Origin of the sequence: Klebsiella sp. 28, from assembly GCF_018223905.1 — a bacterium.
GTDB classification, from domain to species: Bacteria; Pseudomonadota; Gammaproteobacteria; order Enterobacterales; family Enterobacteriaceae; genus Klebsiella; species Klebsiella pneumoniae.
This window is the reverse complement of the sequence record NZ_JAGRQY010000010.1, coordinates 1-19,999: the sequence shown is the minus strand read 5'-3', so window position 1 is coordinate 19,999 and position 19,999 is coordinate 1. Positions and strand designations below refer to the sequence as shown.

The window sequence follows — 19,999 nt, the reverse complement described above, 5'->3', positions numbered from 1 at the left end:
TACTGGAGGTCATTATCCACCGAGGGGAAGAGTGTTTTTCAGATTAGGCCATTTTTCCGCCTCGCCGGGACGATTACAGTGCTTTCCATACCCGGCGGGGCGCGTTCGCGAGCCTGGCCTGTTTATACTCTAACCAAGGAAATGCACCATGAGCAAAAAACTTGCGGATAAAGTGGCGTTAGTCACCGGCGGCAGCGCCGGGATTGGCCTGGCGTCGGCGAAAGCACTGGCGGAGCAGGGCGCGAAGGTGTACATCACCGGCCGCCGTCAGGAGGAGCTGGATGCGGCGGTAAGATTCATCGGGCCCGCCGCCCGCGGGATCCGCGCCGACGCCGCCGTGTTAAGCGACCTTGACGCGGTATTTGCGACCATTGCCGAAGAGTCCGGCCGGCTGGATGTGCTGTTCGCCAATGCCGGCGGCGGAGACATGCTGCCGCTGAGCGCCATCACCGAAGCACACGTCGACCGGATTTTCGCCACCAACGTGCGCGGGGTGGTGTTCACCGTGCAAAAAGCGCTGCCGCTGCTCGCCGATGGCGCCTCGGTGATTTTGACCGGCTCTACGGCGGCGGTAAAAGGGACGGCTAACTTCAGCATCTATAGCGCCAGTAAGGCCGCGGTACGCAGCCTGGCGCGCTCCTGGGCGCTGGAGGTTAGCGACCGCGGGATCCGCATCAATGTGGTCAGCCCGGGGCCGGTACGTACCCCGGGTCTGGGAGGGCTGGTGGCGGAGGCGGACCGCCAGGGCTTGTTCGATGCTCTGGCGGCCGGCGTACCGCTCGGGCGGCTGGGCGAGCCGGAGGAGATTGGCCGGACGGTGGTATTTTTAGCGTCGGATGAGTCGAGCTTTATTAACGCCGCGGAGATCTATGTCGACGGCGGGCTGGCGCAAATCTAAGCGCCTGCCGTCGCCGCACCGATCTGACCGGGCAGAGGCGCTTTCAGCAGGGCGATCAGCAGCGTACTGCCCACCATGATCCCCGCCGCCAGCCACACCATTTCCGACAGGCCAGCTGAGGCGATCAGCTGGCCGCCGACAAACGCCCCGGTGCCGATGGCGGCATTAAAAATGGCCACGTAAATGGCTGACGCCGGCTGGGCGACCGCGCCCGCGCTGCGCAGCAGCCAGGTCTGTAAGCCGACGAACACAATCGCGATGCCGGCGCCCCACAGGGCTAACAGTAGCCCGCTAAAACAGAACGGCAGTGGCGCAAGACGGGCGGCGCCAAGGAGCGCCAGCGCGCCCCCGCTCAGCAGCAGCGCAGCGAAAATCAGCCCCTTCAGATGACGATCGATAAGCTTACCCGCGATAACGTTACCCAGCAGCCCGGAAACCCCTGACAGCAGCAGCAGGCCGGAGAGAGCGGTCGCCGGGACTCCCTGCAGATTTATCAGCAGTGGTTCAATGTAGGTGAAGGCGGCAAAGTGAGCGGTAATGATGCAGGCCGTGGCGCCATACAGGCCACCGAGCAGCGGATTGCGGAAGATATCGCGATAAACACGCAGCCTGACGGGGGCAGGGGCGGCCAGCGGGGGCAGCGTCGAGCACAGCACCGCAGCGGCGGCTAGTGACAGCAAGGCCATCGACATAAACGCGAGTCGCCAGCCCGCCAGGGTGGCGATAAAGCTCGCCAGCGGCACCCCCACTACGCTTGCCGCTGACACGCCGCCAAAAATGATCGCCGTGGCCAGCCCCAGCCGGTGCGGCGGCACCAGCTGCGCGGCGACAATGCCAATTAAGGCCCAGAAGGCGCCATGCGCCAGGGCGCCAATCATGCGGGCGCTCATCAGGGCGAACATCGAATAAGACCGGGTTGCGGCGAGGCAGGAAAGCGCGAGGATCAGCATCAGCCCGACCAGCAGCGCCTTGCGGGAAATACGCGTCGGCATTGCGCCGGAAAGCAGAGCCGCCAGGGCGCCTACCCAGCCATAGGCGGTGACGGCGAGGCCCACGCCGGATTCCGTCTGGTGAAAATCCGCCGCCAGGGCGCTGAGCATGCCCACCGGCGCTAGTTCGCTGGTGACGATCGAAAAGGCGCAGATCCCGAGCGCAACGACGGCAATCCAGACGCGCGCCGGCGCCGGGTGGAGGGGTAAAGCAATCTCTTTCATATCAGGCGTATCCTTAGGAAAGGAGCGTTCCGCGCGGTGCACGGACGTTCAGGTGAGGAGAGCACAGGCGATCGGATGGCCTGTTTGTCTCCGCGAATGGCGTGCAGTATCATCCCTGCGAAACTGATAAAAAAGAGCGGAAAACGGAGAGCCGTTTTCCATACATGGAAAATAGATGACCGCAGAATTCCACTGGGATGATGCTCGCATATTCCTCGCCATCGCCCGGGTGGGAACGCTGAGCGGCGCCGCCGACAAGATGAACATGGGGATTGCCACGGTCTCCCGCCGGCTGGATCGGCTGGAGCAGGCGTTGAACGTTCCGCTCTTCAGCCGCCATCAGAGCGGCTACCGCCTGACCGACGATGGCGAAGCCCTGCTCGCGCGGGCGGAGGCGCTGGAATACGCTGGCCTGGCGTTCGGCGAAGCGGCGCAACTGCAGGGGCATGTCGCCGGGGTTGTTCGCCTGGCCACCTCGGATAACCTGGCCACGCATTTTATTCTGCCCTCCCTGAAAGGGCTCCTGGACCATTATCCCGAGCTGCGGGTGGAGGTGCTGAGCGGCGTGCAGTCGGTGAACCTGCACCGTCGGGATGCCGATCTGGCGATCCGCATGGTCAAGCCTGAGGCCGGGCATCTGACGTTAAAGCGGCTGGGGACGGTGGGGTTTGGCGTCTATGGCGCCGCCGACTGTCTGGTCGGCGCGGACGGCCTGTCGCTGAGCGAGGCGGACTTTGTGGGGTGGCCGGAAACTCACCAGCACCTGCCGGCCGCCCAATGGATCACGCGCACCCTGCGCGGCCGGCCGTGTAAAGTCGAAGCCAATACGCTCGTGGCCCAGGTTTCCGCAGTATCCGCGGGCCTCGGATTGGGCGTCCTGCCGCACTTTATGGCGCGGGCCAGCGGCCTGCAGTGCCTGCAGCCGGAGATCGGCGCGGATCAGACCCTCTGGCTGGTGATGCATTCTGACCTGGCCGGATCCAGACGCGTGCGGGTTCTCGCCGACCATCTCATCGCTCTCTTTGCGGACCATCAAGATCGGCTGGCGATGCCCTGAAGGGGCGCGGCTTGGGCGTGTATCGATAAGACTGCCCGAGGCTGACGAGCCACGACTTTCTCCGCGCCAGCTAACAGTGATACTCGCCGCGCAATATTCGGCCCAATGCTGCCCCGCAGTCGGAAATACTGCAGAGTGAGAGGATATCCCCGTCCGGCAAAATAATTTTGTGTTGTTGCCAGCGCGGCATTGTTGCGCTCCCCCAGAAATGCCTGTCGATGTTAGGGTGAGACGTTTATCACCACAGGAGAACGCAAATGATTGTCAGGACCTGGCACGGTTGTGTGCCATTGCAACATGCTGAGGGGTTTGCCCGCCACCTCGAGCGGACCGGCGTGGAACACGCTCAGAGCATCGCCGGCAACCGGGGGGCGCTGGTGCGCCAGGAAAACCAGGGCGAATGGGCGCATTTCTTTCTTGCCACCTACTGGCAGGATCTCGCGGCGGTCAAAGCCTTCGCTGGCGAAGACTATCACGTCGCGGTCACCTATCCGGACGACGACGCATTCGAACTCCTCTCCGACCCCTATGTGTTTCAGCATGAAGTCGAGGCCGTGTCGCCACTGTAGGCTGATGACCGGGCAGGTGGAAGATTGGCCAGCAGCAGGCGGTTGCTGGCTGCGCGAGATCTCCTGAGGTTGCGTGTTAATTAACCAGGGACAGATCAACTGCGCCAGCGTTAGCAGGGCGGCCTATGCCGGAACCGCCGGCGCTGCCCCAACTTTTATATTGCCTATCTGCGCGATCCTGACGGAAATAAGCCGGCATGCGTTTGTCAGCATTATTCTCCCGCTGCAGATAGGTGCGTAACCAGAAACAGGCGCTTCGCTTGTCGCATCTTACATGTCCAGGAGGATTTAATGTCTGTATCTTTTCAACATCGTTTTATTCTTACAGGTGGCCCAGGGTCAGGCAAAAGCGCGATAATTGATTCGATGATAAAACGAGGTTTTTGGTGTTCTAAAGAGGCTGGAAGAGGCGTTATTCAAGATCAGGTAAACATCGGCGGTGATGCACTGCCATGGGCCAATCAGCGTGCATTTGCAGAGCTTATGCTATCCTGGGAAATGCGCTCGTGGCACGAAGCGGAGGGGCAAAAATCACTATGCTTCTTCGACCGTGGCGTTCCTGATGTTTTGGGTTATTTACGTCTTTCTGAACTTACCATACCGAGACATCTGGAAAACGCTATCGCGAAATTTCGCTATAACCGAACCGTATTTATCGCACCGCCCTGGCGTGAGATATATGTACAGGATGCCGAGCGCAAACAATCTTATGATGTTGCCGTTGCGACATATCATGCAATGGTGAAAACGTACCGTCTGTATGACTATCAGTTGATTGAATTGCCATGCGTTTCAGTTGAAGAACGTGTGGATTTTATTCTTTCCAGAGTCGTACTTTGATAAAACAGCAACTATGCGTAATGGTGAATCACCATACCTGAATCTCACGTATTCTGGTGAACATACCACACCCGTTTCTGCCACCTTGCGGGCGTCGTCAGCGCTATCATTTTTTGAAAGTCTCAGTCCATTGCGCGGCCCAATGCTTCACTGGTCATCGCTACATTCAAACCAGACTCCTTTGCGTTCAGCAACGTTAACGCAAACAGGAGTTGATGCAGGATTTGAATATAAAAACCAACGGGCAAGTGGCGTGTTGCGAAGAAGCCGTTTTGTCTTCCCTAAAATGAAATTTAATACATTGAGTATCGCGCAAATAAAGCGTCTACAAAGGCAGGAAAATCAGCCAGGAAGTCATGCTAACTGGCTGATTTTATCTAATTAGGCTTCGTTTTTGGATGACTGCTTATGAAACAGTTCGCGGAATACCGGGTAGATATCCTCCTGGTCGCGAATATGCTGCATGGCGAAATTATCAAAGGTCGCCTGCAGGTGTTCATACTCGCGCCACAGGGTCTGATGCGCCCGGCGGGTAATTTCGATATAGCTGTAATAACGCACCACCGGCAGAATTTTCTTCGCCAGCAGTTCGTGGCACAGCGGGGAGTCATCGGCCCAGTTGTCGCCATCCGACGCCTGGGCGGCGTAGATGTTCCACTGCGCCGGGTCATAGCGGGCCTGCACTACTTCATCCATCAGCTTCAGGGCGCTGGAGACAATGGTGCCGCCGGTTTCCTGAGAATAGAAGAATTCGTGCTCATCCACCTCTTTTGCCTGGGTATGGTGGCGGATATAGACCACGTCGACGTTTTTATAAGTCCGGCTGAGGAACAGATACAGCAGGATATAAAAGCGCTTGGCCATGTCTTTGGTGGCCTGGTCCATCGAGCCTGAGACGTCCATCAGACAGAACATCACCGCCTGGCTGGAAGGCTCCGGCCGTTTTTCGTAATTTTTGTAGCGTAAATCAAAGGTGTCGATAAACGGCACCCGCTCTATTTTAGCCCGCAGTTCGGCAATCTCTTTGCGCAGGCGCTCCTCCTCCAGCAGTTGCACCGGTTCGCTGCGGCTGATGGCTTCCAGATCCTCCTCCAGGGCGCGCAGTTCACGACGCTTGCCGGCGGTCATCGCCGTACGGCGGGCCAGCGAGTTCTGCAGTGAACGTACCACGCTGATGTTGGCTGGCACCCCATTGGAGGTAAAACCCGCGCGATGGGTTTTAAACTCATTCAGCTGCCGGTGCTGGTTTTTCTTCAGGTTCGGCAGGGCCAGATCTTCAAATAACAGATCCAGGTATTCATCTTTCGAGATCTGGAAGACAAACTCATCCTTTCCTTCACCATCGGCGCTGGCCTGCCCCTGACCGCTACCGCCGCCGCCGCCACCGCCCTGCGGGCGCTCAATGCGGTCGTTTTGCACAAAATGGTCGTTGCCCGGGTGGACGCGGTTGCGCAGGCCGCCGCGACCCTGATGAAACATCGGCTCGTTGATATCGTCCGTCGGGATCGAGACGGATTCTCCGCTCTCAATATCGGTCACCGAGCGCTTGTTGATGGCCTCGGAGATCGACTGTTTAATCTGCGCCTTATAACGGCGCAAAAAGCGCTGGCGGTTGACGGCGCTTTTGTTTTTCCCGTTCAGGCGTCGGTCTATGAACCAGGTCATATGCCCTCCTGTACTGCATTAGCCAACTTTACTTATCATCATTCAGCTGCAGTTGACCCGGCGGCGTGCCGCCGGGTTGGACGCATCAGGACGATTTACGAACCCGCAGGTACCACTCGCACAGCAGGCGAACCTGTTTGCGGGTGTAGCCTTTCTCCATCATGCGGTCGACAAAGTCGTCATGTTTTTTCTGCTCATCGGTTGAGGTTTTGGCATTAAACGAAATGACCGGCAACAGCTCTTCGGTATTGGAGAACATTTTCTTCTCAATAACCGTGCGCAGTTTCTCATAGCTGGTCCAGTTCGGATTACGTCCGCTGTTGTTGGCTCTGGCGCGCAGCACAAAGTTGACGATTTCGTTACGGAAGTCTTTCGGGTTGCTAATCCCGGCTGGCTTCTCAATTTTCTCCAGCTCGGCATTCAACGATTCACGGTCAAACAGCTGACCGGTGTCCGGATCGCGGTATTCCTGATCCTGGATCCAGAAGTCAGCGTAGGTGACATAGCGATCGAAAATGTTCTGCCCATACTCGGAGTAGGATTCCAGATAAGCGGTCTGGATCTCTTTGCCGATAAACTCGGCGTATTTCGGGATCAGATAGCCTTTGAGGAATTCCAGATAGCGCTCGGCCTGCTCCTGTGGGAACTGTTCGCGCTCAATCTGCTGCTCCAGCACATAGAACAGATGCACCGGGTTAGCGGCCACCTCGACGTGGTCGAAGTTAAATACCCGAGACAGGATCTTAAAGGCAAAGCGGGTGGAGAGCCCGTTCATCCCTTCATCAACCCCGGCGTAATCGCGATACTCCTGATAGGACTTCGCTTTCGGGTCGGTATCTTTCAGACTTTCGCCGTCATAGACCCGCATCTTCGAGTAGATGCTCGAGTTCTCCGGCTCTTTCAGGCGCGACAGAATCGAAAAGCGCGCCAGGGTTTCCAGGGTGCCCGGGGCGCAGGGCGCATGGGTCAGCTCACTGTTGTTGAGCAGTTTTTCATAGATGCGGATCTCTTCGGAGATACGCAGGCAATAAGGCACCTTGACGATATAGACGCGGTCGAGGAAGGCCTCATTGTTCTTGTTATTACGGAAGGTCACCCATTCCGATTCGTTGGAGTGAGCAAGGATGATCCCGTTAAACGGCAGGGCGGAGATCCCTTCGGTGCCGTTATAGTTACCTTCCTGGGTGGCGGTCAGCAGCGGATGCAGCACCTTAATCGGCGCTTTAAACATCTCGACGAACTCCATAATCCCCTGGTTGGCGCGGCACAGCGCACCGGAGTAGCCGTAGGCGTCCGGGTCGTTCTGCGCATAGTGTTCCAGCTTACGGATATCCACCTTACCGACCAGCGCTGAAATATCCTGGTTGTTTTCATCACCCGGTTCGGTTTTGGCGATGGCAACCTGCTCGAGAATCGATGGCCAGACTTTAACCACGCGGAATTTAGTGATATCGCCGCCAAACTCGTGCAGGCGCTTGGCCGCCCACGGCGACATAATGGTGCCGAGATAGCGGGTCGGGATGCCATACTCTTTCTGGAGGATCTGCGCATCTTCCTGCGGATTGAACAGGCACAGCGGGTGATCGTTGACCGGACTGCGTTCGCCGTTGGCGCTCAGCACATAGATGGGCACGCGCTGCATCAGCGCTTTCAGCCTTTCAGCCAGCGACGATTTACCACCGCCCACCGGCCCCAGCAGATAGAGGATCTGTTTCTTCTCTTCCAGCCCCTGGGCGGCATGCTTGAGGTAGGAAACGATCTGCTCAATGGCGTCTTCCATACCGTAAAACTCTTCAAATGCCGGATAGCGTGCGATAACCCGGTTTGAAAAGAGACGGGATAGCCGCGGCTCGAGAGCCGTATCAACCATGACGGGTTCACCAATGGCCATCAACAGACGTTCTGCCGCATTGGCATAGGCACTGCGATCTTGCCGGCAGATGGTAAGAAACTCCTGCAGTGTGAACTCTTCGTCCTTGGCAGCTTCGTAGCGCTGGCGATAGTGATCGAATATATTCATGGCATGCCGTCCTTTCGTTTTTTAGCACAGGTTGAGAGCCGTTCATATGAATAGTGGGGGCCCCCGGAAGACATAAGCTGAACATCGCTCTCCTGGTATCCAGCAACCCTTATGCCAGGTTGCGGGTGGGGTAGCGTGAATGTGCCCGGCAATTACACCTTCTAAATTTAAGCGTAGATGCATTTAGAAATCTTGCATGGCGCAGAAAATCAATTTCAATGACATATCAATAACTCATCCTGAACATGGCGCTTTTTGATTCGTTGGGACGCAAAGTTGTCATCGGGCTGTCACCGGATGGTAAGAGAAGGGTGGCAAAGTGAACGATTTGTGTCATATCGGGTAAAGAATTTGAGGCATGAGACCTACGACGGTACACTGCACGGGCTGATTATTTGACAACGGGAATATGGATTGTGACTAAAATCAAACTTCTGGCACTCGGCGTGCTGATAGCGACGTCCGCCAGCGCGGCGCATGCCGACGGGAAGTTCACTCTTGGGGCTGGCGTAGGGGTCGTTGAGCATCCGTATAAGCAATATGATGCGGATGTCTATCCGGTGCCGGTCATTAGTTATGAGAGCGAAAACTTCTGGTTCCACGGTCTGGGCGGGGGTTACTACCTGTGGAATGACACCAACGATAAACTGTCGATTACGGCCTACTGGTCGCCAATGTACTTCAAGCCGGGCGACAGCGACAGCGAGCAGATGCGTCGACTGGATAAACGTAAATCGACCGTGATGGCCGGTCTTTCTTATGTCCACAACACGCCCTATGGCTTCCTGCGCACGACGATTGCCGGCGATACGCTGGATAACAGCAACGGTATTAACTGGGATCTCGCCTGGCTGTACCGTTACACCAACGGTAACCTGACGCTGACGCCGGGTATTGGCGTGGAGTGGAACAGCGACAATCAGAACGAATACTACTATGGCGTCTCCCGGCACGAGTCGCGCCGCAGCGGCATGCGCAGCTATGACCCGGACAGTAGCTGGAACCCATATCTGGAACTGTCGGCTAACTATCGCTTCCTCGGTGACTGGAGCGTTTACGGCGTGGCGCGCTACACGCGTCTGTCGGATGAAATTACCGACAGTCCGATGGTGGATAAATCCTGGAGCGGTCTGATCTCCACCGGGATCACCTACACCTTCTGATTGTGCATTCTTACAGTGCGCTTCATGCATCAAAACAGGGCCTTGCGCCCTGTTTTGCTTTATGGTGGTGCATACGGTTAAGGAGGAGAAGATGGTGAAAAAAACAGTACGCTTCGGCGAGCAGGCGGCAGTGCCGGCCATCGGGCTGGGCACCTGGTATATGGGCGAACATGCGGCGCAGCGTCAGCAGGAAGTGGCTGCACTGCGGGCGGGCATCGACCATGGACTGACGGTGATCGATACGGCGGAAATGTACGCCGACGGCGGGGCGGAGGAAGTGGTGGGCCAGGCGATCCGCGGTCTGCGCGACCGGGTAGTGCTGGTCTCCAAAGTCTATCCCTGGCATGCCGGCAAAGCGGCGATGCACCGCGCCTGTGAAAACAGCCTGCGCCGGCTGCAGACCGACTATCTCGATATGTATCTCCTGCACTGGCGCGGGGATATCCCGCTGCAGGAGACGGTTGAGGCGATGGAGAAGCTGGTGGCCGAGGGCAAGATCCGCCGCTGGGGCGTCTCTAATCTGGACACCGAGGATATGCAGGCGCTGTGGCGGACGGCGGATGGCGAGCACTGTGCAACCAACCAGGTGCTCTACCATCTCGCATCGCGGGGCATTGAATACGATCTCCTGCCCTGGTGCCAGCAGCACAGTCTGCCGGTGATGGCCTACTGCCCGCTGGCGCAGGCGGGGCGCTTACGCGATGGACTTTTTCAGCATAGCGATATCATTAATATGGCTAACGCGCGGGGGATTACGGTAGCGCAACTGCTGCTCGCCTGGGTGATTCGTCATCCGGGAGTGCTGGCGATCCCGAAAGCGGCCAGTATTGAGCATGTGGTGCAGAATGCCGCAGCGCTCGACATCGTCCTTAGTGGAGAAGAGCTCGCGCAGCTGGACCGCCTCTATCCGCCGCCGCAGCGAAAAACCCGGCTGGATATGGTTTAACCCATCGTTCACGGCAAAGAAAAACAAAAGCCCCGTTACCAACGGGGCTTTTGCTATTAGCGTTTTTTCACGCTGATGGTTTGCGCCAGGCGAGAGGGCGTCTCTTCGCTGGCTTTCTGCGGCTGGGTTACGCAGCAGGTTTCGACGCAAACGAAGGTTTTGTAGCCATCGTCCGGCATATCGCCCATGCTGACGGACAGCGCCGGGCCCGGGTTCCAGGCCACCACATTGTGCTGATGATGATGCACCACGTCGATAGTGCGGTTTAGCGCGTCGTCATGGATCACGCTGCAGCTGTCGGCGTTGAGATAGACGCGATCGGTGCGGTCCGGGAAGGTCTGCACGCCGTTGCTCAGAACGCCTTCTTCGGCATTGTTCACTTTATCGATATAGCGCTCGCCAAGACCGCTCACCTTCACCGCCGCGATATCGCCGACGTTGAAATAGCTGTGCAGGGCAGAGGTGGTCTCGAATTCACCGTGGGCTTCCAGCTCGATTTCACAGGTCTTGCCCAGCTTAAAGCGGGCATAGAGGGTGAACTCGTGCGGCCAGAGCTTCATGGTTTCAGCGCTGTGCTGGAGCGCAAAGGTCAACATTACGCCGCTGTCGTCTTCGTCATGACCTTCCAGGGTCCATGGCAGATTGCGGGCAAAGCCGTGCGACGGCAGACCTTGCTGCGCAGAAGGACCAAACCAGGGCCAGCAAATCGGCACGCCGCCGCGCAGGGCGACGCCCTGTTTAAACGGGGTGTTGTTGCTCAGCCACAGAACTTCTTCTTCACCGGCGGGTTTCCAGGAGAGCAGGTGCGCCCCCTGCAGCGCCACAGAGGCTTTCACCTGCGGATGGTCGATGACAATCAGCTCCAGGTCGTCCAGCTGGCGACGGGAGATCACGGGAGAAATGGTTTCATTCACCGGGAGAGCAAAAATTTTATTTATCATTGTGCAATCCTATCTCTGCAGACAAAAAAAAGAGCGACCGAAGTCGCTCTTACAGATTACTTTTTCATCTCAACTTATTTGGAGATGTGGGCAATCAGATCCAGAACTTTGTTGGAGTAGCCGGTTTCGTTGTCGTACCAGGAAACCAGTTTCACGAAGTTGTCGTTCAGTGCGATACCCGCTTTAGCATCGAACACGGAAGTGCAAACTTCGCCGTTGAAGTCGGTAGAAACAACGTCGTCTTCGGTGTAACCCAGAACGCCTTTCATAGCGCCTTCAGAAGCGGCTTTGATGGCTTTCTTGATTTCTTCGTAGGACGCTGCTTTTTCCAGACGAACGGTCAGGTCAACAACAGATACGTTCGGAGTCGGAACGCGGAACGCCATACCGGTCAGTTTGCCGTTCAGTTCTGGCAGTACTTTACCTACTGCTTTAGCAGCGCCGGTAGAGGACGGGATGATGTTCTGAGCTGCGCCGCGGCCGCCGCGCCAGTCTTTGTGAGACGGGCCATCAACGGTTTTCTGAGTAGCGGTGGTAGCGTGGACGGTGGTCATCAGGCCTTCAACGATACCGAAGTTGTCGTTGATAACTTTAGCCAGCGGCGCCAGGCAGTTGGTGGTGCAGGAAGCGTTGGAAACGATGTCCTGGCCAGCGTAAGCGTCGAAGTTAGCGCCGCGAACGAACATCGGAGTGTTGTCTTTGGACGGGCCAGTCAGAACGACTTTTTTCGCGCCAGCGGTGATGTGTTTACGAGCGGTTTCGTCGGTCAGGAAGATACCGGTTGCTTCAGCAACAACGTCAACACCAACTTCGTCCCACTTCAGGTTAGCCGGGTCACGTTCAGCGGTAACACGGATTTTTTTACCGTTAACGACCAGATGACCGTCTTTCACTTCAACGGTACCGTCGAAACGACCGTGAGTGGAGTCATACTTCAGCATGTAAGCCATGTACTCTGCGTCTAACAGGTCGTTGATTGCAACGATCTCGATGTCAGAACGTTTCTGAGCAGCACGGAAAACAATGCGACCGATACGGCCAAAACCGTTGATACCTACTTTGATAGTCATATATTCCACCAGCTATTTGTTAGTGAATAAAAGGTTGCCTGTAAAATTACAAAAACCTTACGCAGCGTCAAGCGGAATCGTGTCAATCATTGCGACAAATCAATCCTGAGCAGACCTTTGCGCGATTGATTTGCCTCACTTTCCCTTTGAGCCCAATTCCATATGGGGGCTGCGCGCGGAATTTTAAAGGGCATTTAAGATAAAAACGTGATTTAAGTCACAATTATCTGGCTGCCTGTGGGCACCGGATAAGTTTAGAACAAAAGTGTACGCTTCATTGTTAATGTTTTGTTAGAATTGGAGCGAAAGTAGTCCATTGCAAAGCGAGATGTAAGCCCATGGCGAATAAACCCACCCCGGAAGAGCTGAAAAATGGCTTGAGCGAAATGCAGTTTTACGTGACGCAGCATCATGGCACCGAACCGCCTTTCACCGGACGGCTGTTGCACAACAAGAAAAATGGCGTGTACCACTGCCTGGTGTGCGATGCGCCGCTGTTTAACTCCCAGACTAAATACGACTCCGGCTGCGGCTGGCCGAGCTTCTACGAGCCGGTAAGCGCGGAGGCCATTCGCTATCTGACCGACAATTCGCACGGCATGCAGCGCATTGAGATCCGTTGCGGAAACTGTGATGCCCATCTCGGCCACGTGTTTCCGGATGGTCCGCAGCCGACCGGCGAGCGCTATTGTGTCAACTCGGCATCGCTGAGCTTCACCGATGAGCAAAATGGCGAGCAAATCAAGGGTTGAAGAAACGATTCAGCAAATTATTCCAGGCGGAGGTGAGCGGAAGATGGATATTGAGCAAATTATCGACAGTATGACGCCGGAAGTGTATCAGCGTCTGGCGACGGCGGTAGAGCTGGGAAAATGGCCGGATGGCGTCGCGCTGACGCCGGAGCAGAAGGAAAATAGCCTGCAGCTGGTGATGCTCTGGCAGGCCCGGTATAACACCGACGCCCAGCACATGACCATTGACACCAGCGGGCAGATGGTAATGAAGAGCAAACAGCAGCTGAAAGAGGATTTTGGCATCGTGCCGAAGCCGATCGCCACCGTTAAACTGCAATAAACCGCCGGCCGGCGGTGAGACGTTCCGGCGTCGGGTAACCGCGCGCCGGATGGCGTCATGTCGAATGACCGCGTCCGGCGGTCAGCCGCTTCGCTTACTTTTTGTTCATCATCGCTTTCAGATCGGCAAACGGGTTGTAGGTGGCCTCGCCGACGCTCTTTTGCGCATCTTCTCCTGCCACCACCGTGGAGCCATACTGATCGGCTTCGGTGTACTTGGAATGTTCGTGATCGTGACAGTACAGGCACAACATCTCCCAGTTGCTGCCATCTTCCGGGTTATTGGAGTGGTCGTGATCGATGTGGTGCACCGTCAGCTCGCGCAGATTGGAGTAGACAAACTCCCGTGAGCAGCGTCCGCACACCCAGGGAAAAAGCTTGAGCGCCTTTTCGCGGTAACCCACTTCCAGACGTGCGTAATTTTTGGGGATATAGGCCATGGCCCCCTGCCTCCTGTCAAACGGTTAAGCTGCGCCAGCCCCTGGCGCAGCGGATAACAGGCATCATAACCTATCCCGGGCGGCGCGATATACCTGCATTGCAGGCGATGCTGCCTGCGTCACGCCTCCCGGTGCCGACGATGCGGCGGAACAGCCATGATTAGTGTTTGATCCCCAGCGATTCCGCCAGCTGACGGGCCAGCTGATTCTGGTCATCGGCGCCATATTCCCAGAACATGGCCCCGGCGAGGCCCTTCGCCTTGATATAGTCCGCCTTAATGGCTACCGAGCGCGGGTTCTCATAGGAGAGGGCGAACAGCGGCTTGCCCTCCGCGGACTGCACCGACAGCCACGGAACCTTCGCCTCATCGTCCCAGTGCTCGGTAAAACGCTTTTGCGGATCGTTGAGCAGTTTGCCCACGATATCATTGTATTTCACATAGGTGTCTTTGCTCAGGTCATAGCCCAGCGAGGCAAACAGCGCGATCTGTTGTGGCCCAAAATAGGGCTGGGTGACCGGATTGTTTTGCGCATCCGCTTTCGTCCAGTCAATCCCCGGCTCGACCGCCCGTTTCGGTACCCGGCCATAAAAACCAATCCCGAGGTTCATTTGGCTGGGTTTAAGCCCGGCGGCCAGGTAATTGTTGACCACAAAATCGGCGCTGTATTTATCCGCTGCGGCGACCGTCGGCCAGTGGCTGGAGTCATACAGATTCGAGTTGAAGTACTGCGTGCCGTAGGCCATGTCGTAGGTCATCAGGTTGATGTAGTTCAGCACCGGGGCCACCGCTTTGACGTCCACCCAGCTTTTCGGGCTCTCGGCATTGGCGCCCACGGCGATAGTCACCAGCTTTTGCTCACCGACTGCCTCACGCAGCGATTTCAGCAGGGCAGTGAAGTTGTCACGGTCAGCCGGCTGGCTGGCCACCAGTCCCCAGGCGCCGTTGACCGGAAACTCCCAGTCGAGGTCAATGCCGTCCAGACCATATTGCTGGATGATTTTCTGCGCGGAACGAATAAAGACGGCGCGACTTTCTGCGGTCGCCGCCGCGCCGGAGAAACCACGAGCGCCCCAGCCGCCGACCGACAGCAGGACTTTGAGGTCCGGATTCTGTTTACGCAGGGCGGGGAGCTTTTGCAGATCCGCCTGCACCTTCGGCGACAGCCAGATCTCGTGCAGATGAGCAGGATCCTTCAGGGCCGCATTGGTCTCGTCTTTTTCATCATTATAGATAAGGCCAAACGAGTAGTTGAGATGGGTGATCTGCCGGACGTCCAGCTTATCGATATCACCGCCCGGCCCGGCGGTGACGTCGCCGCCGCCGTTAAAATAGCCGACGGACATCAGCGGTTGGGCAGAGAGCGCGGAAGCGCAAAGCAAGGGCAAAGCTGCCAGCAAGGGCAAACGTTTCATAGTGGTTCCTCTTTGACATAAAAATAACCACGCCACGGAAATGGCGTGGCGAAAAAACAGCCTTGCCAGACTAGCAGCAATAACCTGTTGAAACTGCGAGAGAGTTCAATTTATGGACAATAGCGAGGCGGCAGAAGAAGACCCGGCGCGAGGGCGCCGGGGGGGAGGGATCAAGCCTGAGTTTCCCGCCAGTCGTCGAGGGTATAGAGCGTGGCGCCCGCGGCGGCCATCTCCATAAACGCCTGGCTGCTGTCCTGCGGCTGCAGATTTACGCCGCGACAGCCGTCGGTGATGACGTTGACCGCGTAGCCCAGCGCCAGGGCATCCAGCACGGTGAACTTAACGCAGTAATCGGTGGCGAGGCCGAGAACGGTCAGCTCCACGATCCCCTGACCACGCAGCCAGCCGTCCAGTTCGGTTTTCTGCCGGTGACCGTTGTCAAAGAAAGCGCTATAGCTGTCGATGCTCCGGTTTTGCCCTTTGTGGAACACAGCGGCGATCGCCTGCTGCTTGAGCAGAGGATGCAGCGCCGCGCCTTCGCTGTGCTGCACGCAGTGATCCGGCCAGAAAGTTTGCGCCAGGCCGTCCAGCTCGCCCTCGGTGTAGGGTTCCACCTGGTGCTGGCTGGCGAAACTGCCGTGATCCGCCGGATGCCAGTCCTGGCTGGCGACGATGGGCTCGCCGCGCGCCAGGCTCCAGTCGATAAGCGCATTGGCTACGTCGACGGTACTGTCGCCTTCAGGAACCGCCAGCGCGCCGCCGGCGCAAAAGTCGTTCTGCAAATCAACCAGTAACAGCGCTCGATGTGCCATACGTCCTCCTTAAGCCTCGTCGGGGGTGAGTTCGCCACGCAGATTTTGCTGCATCGCCGCGCGAATGGCGTCAACGTCCAGCTGCTGGCTAAGCAGATAGTGTAGCTTGGTCAGCGTCGCTTCCACCGTCATATCGAAACCACTGATGACCCCCGCCTGGGCGAGGGCGTTGCCGGTGGCATAGCCGCCCATGTTCACCTTTCCGGACATGCACTGCGTCAGATTGACCACCACAATACCGCGCTGGCTGGCTTCCGCCAGCACCTGAATAAACTCGCCATTCTGTGGGGCATTGCCGACGCCATAGGAGCGGAGGATCAGCGCTTTCACCGGTTGGCGCAGAAAATTACGCACCACGTCGGCGGAGATGCCGGGGTAAATCGTCACCACGCCAATCGGCTGCGGAGTGATGGGGTGCACGATAAGCTCTCCGCTACCCTGCGGCGCCGGCGGAGTACCGAGACGGCGAATATGGATCCCGGCCTCCAGCAGCGGGGCAAGGTTTGGCGAGGCGAAAGCGTCGAAGCCGTCGGCATGGGCTTTGGTGGTGCGGTTGCCGCGGAACAGTCGATTGTTGAAGAACAGCGCCACTTCGTTAATCGGATAGTTGGCGGCGACGTACAGGGCGTTGAGCAGGTTAATCTGACCATCGGAACGCAGCTCGGCCAGCGGGATTTGTGACCCTGTCACAATGACCGGCTTACCAAGGTTTTCCAGCATGAACGACAGCGCCGAGGCGGTAAACGCCATGGTGTCGGTTCCGTGGAGGATCACAAAGCCATCATACTCCTCATAATGGCTGCGGATATCGTCGGCGATGTGCTGCCAGTCCTCGGGGGTCATATCGGATGAATCCATCAGCGGATGGTATTCATGGATCGTGAAGTCCGGCATCTCCGGACGATGGAACTCCGGCATCAGCGCCAGCTGACGCTGCAGATGGCCGGAAACGGGTACATAGCCGTGTTCAGAGCGCTGCATACCGATGGTCCCACCGGTGTAGGCAACGTAAATCGATTTTTTTTGCATAGCATCGCTTAGGTTGGTCGTAGACAGGCGCAGTATAAAGAGACGCAGGAAAAAATACAGCGTCGGTCGCGGGCTTTGTGGCAGTGTTGGCAGGAGAGGGAAAAAGGCTGCCCCGGGAGACGGGGCAGCCGCTGCGTATTAACGGATGTTAGCGCAGGTCAGGCAGAAGGCATAGCGATTCTGCGGGTCGTTAAACGCCGCCAGCTTGTCGCTCTCCGCTTTCACCGTCTCGGCCGCCGCGGCGACCGGCGCAGGCAGCCAGGCCTGAATGGCCGCCGGCAGCGAGGCGCGTACCGAGCCGGTCAGGCTGTCCAGCACCATCGAGAAGAAGGTCGGCTCTTCCTGATAGTAGTTGAGGTGCCAGGTTTTCAGCTTCGCCAGCTCGGCGGCTTTGGCCACCGCGTCGTCGAAGTCGCCGAGGCTGTCGACCAGGCCGTTGGCTTTGGCATCTTCCCCGGTCCAGACGTGGCCCTGGGCAATCTGATCGATTTTCTCCGGCGTGCTCTTGCGGGCGTTAGCCACCAGGGTGATAAAGCGCTGATAGCCATTCTCAATGCTCAACTGCATCAGCTGCTGCACTTCCGGCGGCAGCGCTTTGGTGCTGGAGACATCCGCCAGCGGCGACGTGGCGACGCCGTCGGTGTGGACGCCAATCGACCCGAGGGTATTTTCCACGGTGTTGATCACCCCAAAGATGCCAATGGAGCCGGTGAGGGTGCTTGGGTTCGCCACGATGTAATCCGCTGGGGTGGAGATCCAGTAGCCGCCGGACGCCGCCATGCCGCCCATCGAGACCACTACCGGTTTACCGGCGGCTTTGGCTGCCGCCAGCTCTTCACGAATGATTTCCGAAGCGGTTACGCTGCCGCCCGGGCTGTTTACGCGCAGAACGATGGCCTTAATTTTCGGATCGAGGCGCGCATCGCGAATTTGCGCTGCGGTGGTGTCGCCGCCGACGTTGCCCGGGGTCTCTTCACCGTCCATGATGGCGCCGTTGGCGAAGATTACCGCGATGGCGGAACCCTGGTCAGACGGCGTCTTCACGTTGTAGTCGTAATAGCTGATCGCCCGGTAATTGTTATCCGCTTTGCTCCAGCCAAACTGTTTGGTCAGCGCCTTTTCCACTTCCGTGGAGGTCGCCAGCTCATCCACCAGCTTATTGTCCAGCGCATATTTCGCCGTATCGCCGCCCACCTTACGCAGGCCATCGATAATGCCCTGGGCGCCCGGGAAGAGCTGCTGGGCGGTGATCTGGCGGTTGGCGGCAATGGTGTTGAGGTAGTTCTGCCACAGTTCGCCAATCCAGCGGCTATCCGCTTCGCGGGCGGCAGGGGACATATCATCGCGGATGAATGGTTCGACGGCGGATTTATAGGTGCCGACGCGGAAGACATGGGTGGAGACCTTCAGCTTATCCAGCAGCGATTTGTAATATAGCCCGTTGGTAGCGAAGCCGTGCAGGTCTACCTCGCCCTGCGGCGAGAGCCAGATTTTGTTGGCGAAGCTCGCCAGGTAGTACTGGCCCTGGCTGTAGCTGCTGCCTACGGCATACACCGGTTTGCCGCTATCGCGGAATTCGCGCAGCGCTTTGCCGATGTACTGCATGGATGGCTGGTCGCCGCCGACGAAGTTTTTCAAATCCAGCACAATACCGGTGATATTGCGGTCATCCTTCGCCTGGCGAATGGTCTGCACGATATCGAACAGGGAATTCTCCTGCAGACGGTCCGAGCTGGCGCCAAACAGCTGGCGGCCAATCACGCCGAGCTTGCTGCTGGCGGATGGTTTATCCACCACCACGCCGGTAATATCCAGCAACAGCGCGCCGCGCGCGGCATGTTCGCTGGTGGTGCTGCTGAACTGGCTCCAGATGCCGATACACACCAGCACCAGCACCAGGAAGATCGCATTGAGGGCCAGTTTGCGAATAAAGTTGAGTATCCGCCACGTCCATTTAAAAAAGCTGGCAATCAGTCGCCAAAGGGTTCGCATGTCTTCTCCCTAACGTTATCTAAAAAGGGCAGGCCGCAGGGGCCGCCGCGTCTGGCTATCCTAAAGAGTGAGCCGTCGGTTGTCAGCAGGAATCACCGACCGCGCTGTAACAAAATCCTTGTGCATGTTAATTTTATGAAAAATGACATCACAGGAGTTATACAGATGGATGCTCTCGATCTACTGCTTAATCGCCGCAGCGCTTCCCGCCTGGCGGAACCTGCCCCGGCGGGCGAACAGCTGGAAAACATTCTGCGCGCCGGGCTGCGCGCCCCGGATCATGGCACCCTGCAGCCGTGGCGCTTCTTTATTATCGCCGATGACGGCCGCGAGCGCTTCAGCCAGTTGCTGGAAAAAGGGGCCAGAGAGGCCGGCCAGGATGAGAAGGGAATTGAGAAAGCCCGCAATGCGCCGTTCCGCGCGCCGCTGATTATTACCGTGGTCGCGCGCTGTGAAGACCACCCTAAGGTGCCGCGCTGGGAGCAGGAGATGTCCGCTGGCTGCGCGGTGATGGCGATGCAGATGGCGGCCCTGGCTCAGGGATTCAACGGTATCTGGCGCAGCGGAGCATTGACCGAGAGTCCGGTGGTGCGGGCCGGCTTCGAGTGCCGCGAACAGGATAAAATTGTCGGCTTCCTCTATCTGGGGACGCCGCAGCTAAAAGCCTCAACCACCATTGCCCTGCCGGATACCGCGCCGTTTGTGACGCGATTCTGAGTCCGCGTGTGTTATGCCGGGTGGCGGCTGTCGCCTTACCCGGCCTACGCTCGTACGACCTGTCGTTAATTTATTCACTTTTCTTGCTGAAACTGCCGGTGCTGACGGCCTCAAAATCGCTGAGACGTTCCCGGCAGGC

21 protein-coding genes are annotated in these 19,999 nt (G+C 57.6%); 10 read left to right on the top strand and 11 right to left on the bottom strand.

All coding sequences use genetic code 11. From position 1 onward, the window contains the following. Window positions 1-148: 148 nt before the first annotated feature. Window positions 149-898 carry an SDR family oxidoreductase gene (locus KHQ28_RS01935; protein WP_002901225.1) on the top strand — a complete coding sequence of 250 codons (750 nt, stop codon included), beginning with the start codon at window positions 149-151 and terminating at the stop codon, window positions 896-898. Here KHQ28_RS01935 and KHQ28_RS01930 read toward each other — a convergent pair. Continuing rightward, entirely contained in the window at window positions 895-2,112 is a 1,218-nt protein-coding gene (locus tag KHQ28_RS01930) for an MFS transporter (protein WP_032419081.1), read from the bottom strand. The genes KHQ28_RS01935 and KHQ28_RS01930 overlap by 4 nt on opposite strands. Window positions 2,113-2,287: 175 nt before the next feature. Here KHQ28_RS01930 and KHQ28_RS01925 point away from each other — a divergent pair, with 175 nt between their 5' ends. Next, window positions 2,288-3,169, top strand: a complete 882-nt coding sequence (locus KHQ28_RS01925) for a LysR family transcriptional regulator (protein ID WP_032419080.1) — start codon at window positions 2,288-2,290, stop codon at window positions 3,167-3,169. Between the two features lie 70 nt (window positions 3,170-3,239). Here the strand turns inward: KHQ28_RS01925 and KHQ28_RS01920 are convergent, their stop codons facing one another. Further along, window positions 3,240-3,359 carry a hypothetical protein gene (locus KHQ28_RS01920; RefSeq protein WP_004220356.1) on the bottom strand — a complete coding sequence of 40 codons (120 nt, stop codon included), beginning with the start codon at window positions 3,357-3,359 and terminating at the stop codon, window positions 3,240-3,242. Window positions 3,360-3,426: 67 nt separating this feature from the next. Between KHQ28_RS01920 and KHQ28_RS01915 the strand changes: the two genes are divergently transcribed. The 3 genes from KHQ28_RS01915 (at window position 3,427) to KHQ28_RS01905 (ending at window position 4,963) form a co-directional block, all read left to right on the top strand. Next, window positions 3,427-3,738 (top strand): hypothetical protein, encoded by a 312-nt coding sequence (locus KHQ28_RS01915; protein WP_002901229.1) that lies wholly within the window; start codon window positions 3,427-3,429, stop codon window positions 3,736-3,738. Window positions 3,739-4,029: 291 nt separating this feature from the next. Continuing rightward, window positions 4,030-4,578, top strand: coding sequence for an AAA family ATPase (locus tag KHQ28_RS01910; protein WP_020947507.1), 549 nt, complete (start codon window positions 4,030-4,032; stop codon window positions 4,576-4,578). Next, on the top strand, window positions 4,535-4,963 hold the full coding sequence (locus KHQ28_RS01905; protein WP_124036728.1) for a hypothetical protein: 429 nt from the start codon (window positions 4,535-4,537) through the stop codon (window positions 4,961-4,963). The genes KHQ28_RS01910 and KHQ28_RS01905 overlap by 44 nt, the downstream gene beginning before the upstream one ends. Here the strand turns inward: KHQ28_RS01905 and KHQ28_RS01900 are convergent. Both KHQ28_RS01900 and yeaG read right to left on the bottom strand, forming a co-directional pair. After that, complete coding sequence (locus KHQ28_RS01900; protein WP_004140429.1) at window positions 4,960-6,243, bottom strand: YeaH/YhbH family protein; 1,284 nt, start codon at window positions 6,241-6,243, stop codon at window positions 4,960-4,962. The two genes, KHQ28_RS01905 and KHQ28_RS01900, sit on opposite strands and share 4 nt — an antisense overlap. Window positions 6,244-6,328: 85 nt before the next feature. Continuing rightward, window positions 6,329-8,263, bottom strand: a complete 1,935-nt coding sequence (yeaG, locus tag KHQ28_RS01895; RefSeq protein WP_002901234.1) for a protein kinase YeaG — start codon at window positions 8,261-8,263, stop codon at window positions 6,329-6,331. A gap of 416 nt (window positions 8,264-8,679) precedes the next feature. Between yeaG and KHQ28_RS01890 the strand changes: the two genes are divergently transcribed. Further along, complete coding sequence (locus KHQ28_RS01890) at window positions 8,680-9,426, top strand: MipA/OmpV family protein (RefSeq protein ID WP_002901236.1); 747 nt, start codon at window positions 8,680-8,682, stop codon at window positions 9,424-9,426. 91 nt (window positions 9,427-9,517) lie between these two features. Then, a complete protein-coding gene (locus KHQ28_RS01885) occupies window positions 9,518-10,372 on the top strand; it encodes an aldo/keto reductase (protein WP_004176538.1) in 855 nt (284 codons plus the stop codon). Between the two features lie 56 nt (window positions 10,373-10,428). Here the strand turns inward: KHQ28_RS01885 and KHQ28_RS01880 are convergent, their stop codons facing one another. Together KHQ28_RS01880 and gapA are read right to left on the bottom strand one after the other, a co-directional pair. Then, entirely contained in the window at window positions 10,429-11,313 is an 885-nt protein-coding gene (locus KHQ28_RS01880; RefSeq protein WP_002901240.1) for a D-hexose-6-phosphate mutarotase, read from the bottom strand. Between the two features lie 74 nt (window positions 11,314-11,387). Beyond that, window positions 11,388-12,383 carry a glyceraldehyde-3-phosphate dehydrogenase gene (gene gapA / locus KHQ28_RS01875; protein ID WP_002901243.1) on the bottom strand — a complete coding sequence of 332 codons (996 nt, stop codon included), beginning with the start codon at window positions 12,381-12,383 and terminating at the stop codon, window positions 11,388-11,390. 338 nt (window positions 12,384-12,721) lie between these two features. Between gapA and msrB the strand changes: the two genes are divergently transcribed. Together msrB and KHQ28_RS01865 are read left to right on the top strand one after the other, a co-directional pair. Beyond that, window positions 12,722-13,135: a peptide-methionine (R)-S-oxide reductase MsrB gene (msrB, locus tag KHQ28_RS01870; protein ID WP_002901246.1), complete on the top strand. Its 414-nt coding sequence runs from the start codon at window positions 12,722-12,724 to the stop codon at window positions 13,133-13,135. A gap of 43 nt (window positions 13,136-13,178) precedes the next feature. Beyond that, a complete protein-coding gene (locus tag KHQ28_RS01865) occupies window positions 13,179-13,457 on the top strand; it encodes a YeaC family protein (RefSeq protein ID WP_002901249.1) in 279 nt (92 codons plus the stop codon). A 94-nt stretch (window positions 13,458-13,551) separates the two neighbouring features. Here KHQ28_RS01865 and yajD read toward each other — a convergent pair whose 3' ends face one another. From yajD to sppA, 5 genes are all read right to left on the bottom strand, one after another. Next, window positions 13,552-13,896: an HNH nuclease YajD gene (yajD, locus tag KHQ28_RS01860; protein WP_002901254.1), complete on the bottom strand. Its 345-nt coding sequence runs from the start codon at window positions 13,894-13,896 to the stop codon at window positions 13,552-13,554. Window positions 13,897-14,056: 160 nt separating this feature from the next. After that, window positions 14,057-15,310, bottom strand: a complete 1,254-nt coding sequence (locus KHQ28_RS01855; RefSeq protein ID WP_002901255.1) for a glycoside hydrolase family 18 protein — start codon at window positions 15,308-15,310, stop codon at window positions 14,057-14,059. 170 nt (window positions 15,311-15,480) lie between these two features. Then, window positions 15,481-16,122 (bottom strand): bifunctional nicotinamidase/pyrazinamidase, encoded by a 642-nt coding sequence (pncA, locus tag KHQ28_RS01850; protein ID WP_004224206.1) that lies wholly within the window; start codon window positions 16,120-16,122, stop codon window positions 15,481-15,483. Window positions 16,123-16,131: 9 nt separating this feature from the next. Further along, entirely contained in the window at window positions 16,132-17,151 is a 1,020-nt protein-coding gene (ansA, locus tag KHQ28_RS01845; protein ID WP_004176535.1) for an asparaginase, read from the bottom strand. A gap of 138 nt (window positions 17,152-17,289) precedes the next feature. Continuing rightward, complete coding sequence (gene sppA, locus KHQ28_RS01840; RefSeq protein ID WP_004140411.1) at window positions 17,290-19,143, bottom strand: signal peptide peptidase SppA; 1,854 nt, start codon at window positions 19,141-19,143, stop codon at window positions 17,290-17,292. A gap of 165 nt (window positions 19,144-19,308) precedes the next feature. Between sppA and KHQ28_RS01835 the strand changes: the two genes are divergently transcribed. Next, the gene (locus tag KHQ28_RS01835; protein WP_004176531.1) at window positions 19,309-19,860 is read left to right on the top strand and encodes an NAD(P)H nitroreductase; all 552 of its coding nucleotides are present in this window, start codon (window positions 19,309-19,311) and stop codon (window positions 19,858-19,860) included. Window positions 19,861-19,999 lie beyond the last annotated feature (139 nt).

What these genes read in the sequence shown, in the direction of transcription:
- KHQ28_RS01935 (WP_002901225.1), top strand. Translation starts at nt 149, where the DNA reads ATGAGCAAAAAACTTGCGGATAAAGTGGCGTTAGTCACCGGCGGCAGC.
- KHQ28_RS01930 (WP_032419081.1), bottom strand. Translation starts at nt 2,112, where the DNA reads ATGAAAGAGATTGCTTTACCCCTCCACCCGGCGCCGGCGCGCGTCTGG.
- KHQ28_RS01925 (WP_032419080.1), top strand. Translation starts at nt 2,288, where the DNA reads ATGACCGCAGAATTCCACTGGGATGATGCTCGCATATTCCTCGCCATC.
- KHQ28_RS01920 (WP_004220356.1), bottom strand. Translation starts at nt 3,359, where the DNA reads ATGCCGCGCTGGCAACAACACAAAATTATTTTGCCGGACGGGGATATC.
- KHQ28_RS01915 (WP_002901229.1), top strand. Translation starts at nt 3,427, where the DNA reads ATGATTGTCAGGACCTGGCACGGTTGTGTGCCATTGCAACATGCTGAG.
- KHQ28_RS01910 (WP_020947507.1), top strand. Translation starts at nt 4,030, where the DNA reads ATGTCTGTATCTTTTCAACATCGTTTTATTCTTACAGGTGGCCCAGGG.
- KHQ28_RS01900 (WP_004140429.1), bottom strand. Translation starts at nt 6,243, where the DNA reads ATGACCTGGTTCATAGACCGACGCCTGAACGGGAAAAACAAAAGCGCC.
- yeaG (WP_002901234.1), bottom strand. Translation starts at nt 8,263, where the DNA reads ATGAATATATTCGATCACTATCGCCAGCGCTACGAAGCTGCCAAGGAC.
- KHQ28_RS01885 (WP_004176538.1), top strand. Translation starts at nt 9,518, where the DNA reads ATGGTGAAAAAAACAGTACGCTTCGGCGAGCAGGCGGCAGTGCCGGCC.
- KHQ28_RS01880 (WP_002901240.1), bottom strand. Translation starts at nt 11,313, where the DNA reads ATGATAAATAAAATTTTTGCTCTCCCGGTGAATGAAACCATTTCTCCC.
- gapA (WP_002901243.1), bottom strand. Translation starts at nt 12,383, where the DNA reads ATGACTATCAAAGTAGGTATCAACGGTTTTGGCCGTATCGGTCGCATT.
- msrB (WP_002901246.1), top strand. Translation starts at nt 12,722, where the DNA reads ATGGCGAATAAACCCACCCCGGAAGAGCTGAAAAATGGCTTGAGCGAA.
- KHQ28_RS01865 (WP_002901249.1), top strand. Translation starts at nt 13,179, where the DNA reads ATGGATATTGAGCAAATTATCGACAGTATGACGCCGGAAGTGTATCAG.
- yajD (WP_002901254.1), bottom strand. Translation starts at nt 13,896, where the DNA reads ATGGCCTATATCCCCAAAAATTACGCACGTCTGGAAGTGGGTTACCGC.
- KHQ28_RS01855 (WP_002901255.1), bottom strand. Translation starts at nt 15,310, where the DNA reads ATGAAACGTTTGCCCTTGCTGGCAGCTTTGCCCTTGCTTTGCGCTTCC.
- pncA (WP_004224206.1), bottom strand. Translation starts at nt 16,122, where the DNA reads ATGGCACATCGAGCGCTGTTACTGGTTGATTTGCAGAACGACTTTTGC.
- ansA (WP_004176535.1), bottom strand. Translation starts at nt 17,151, where the DNA reads ATGCAAAAAAAATCGATTTACGTTGCCTACACCGGTGGGACCATCGGT.
- sppA (WP_004140411.1), bottom strand. Translation starts at nt 19,143, where the DNA reads ATGCGAACCCTTTGGCGACTGATTGCCAGCTTTTTTAAATGGACGTGG.
- KHQ28_RS01835 (WP_004176531.1), top strand. Translation starts at nt 19,309, where the DNA reads ATGGATGCTCTCGATCTACTGCTTAATCGCCGCAGCGCTTCCCGCCTG.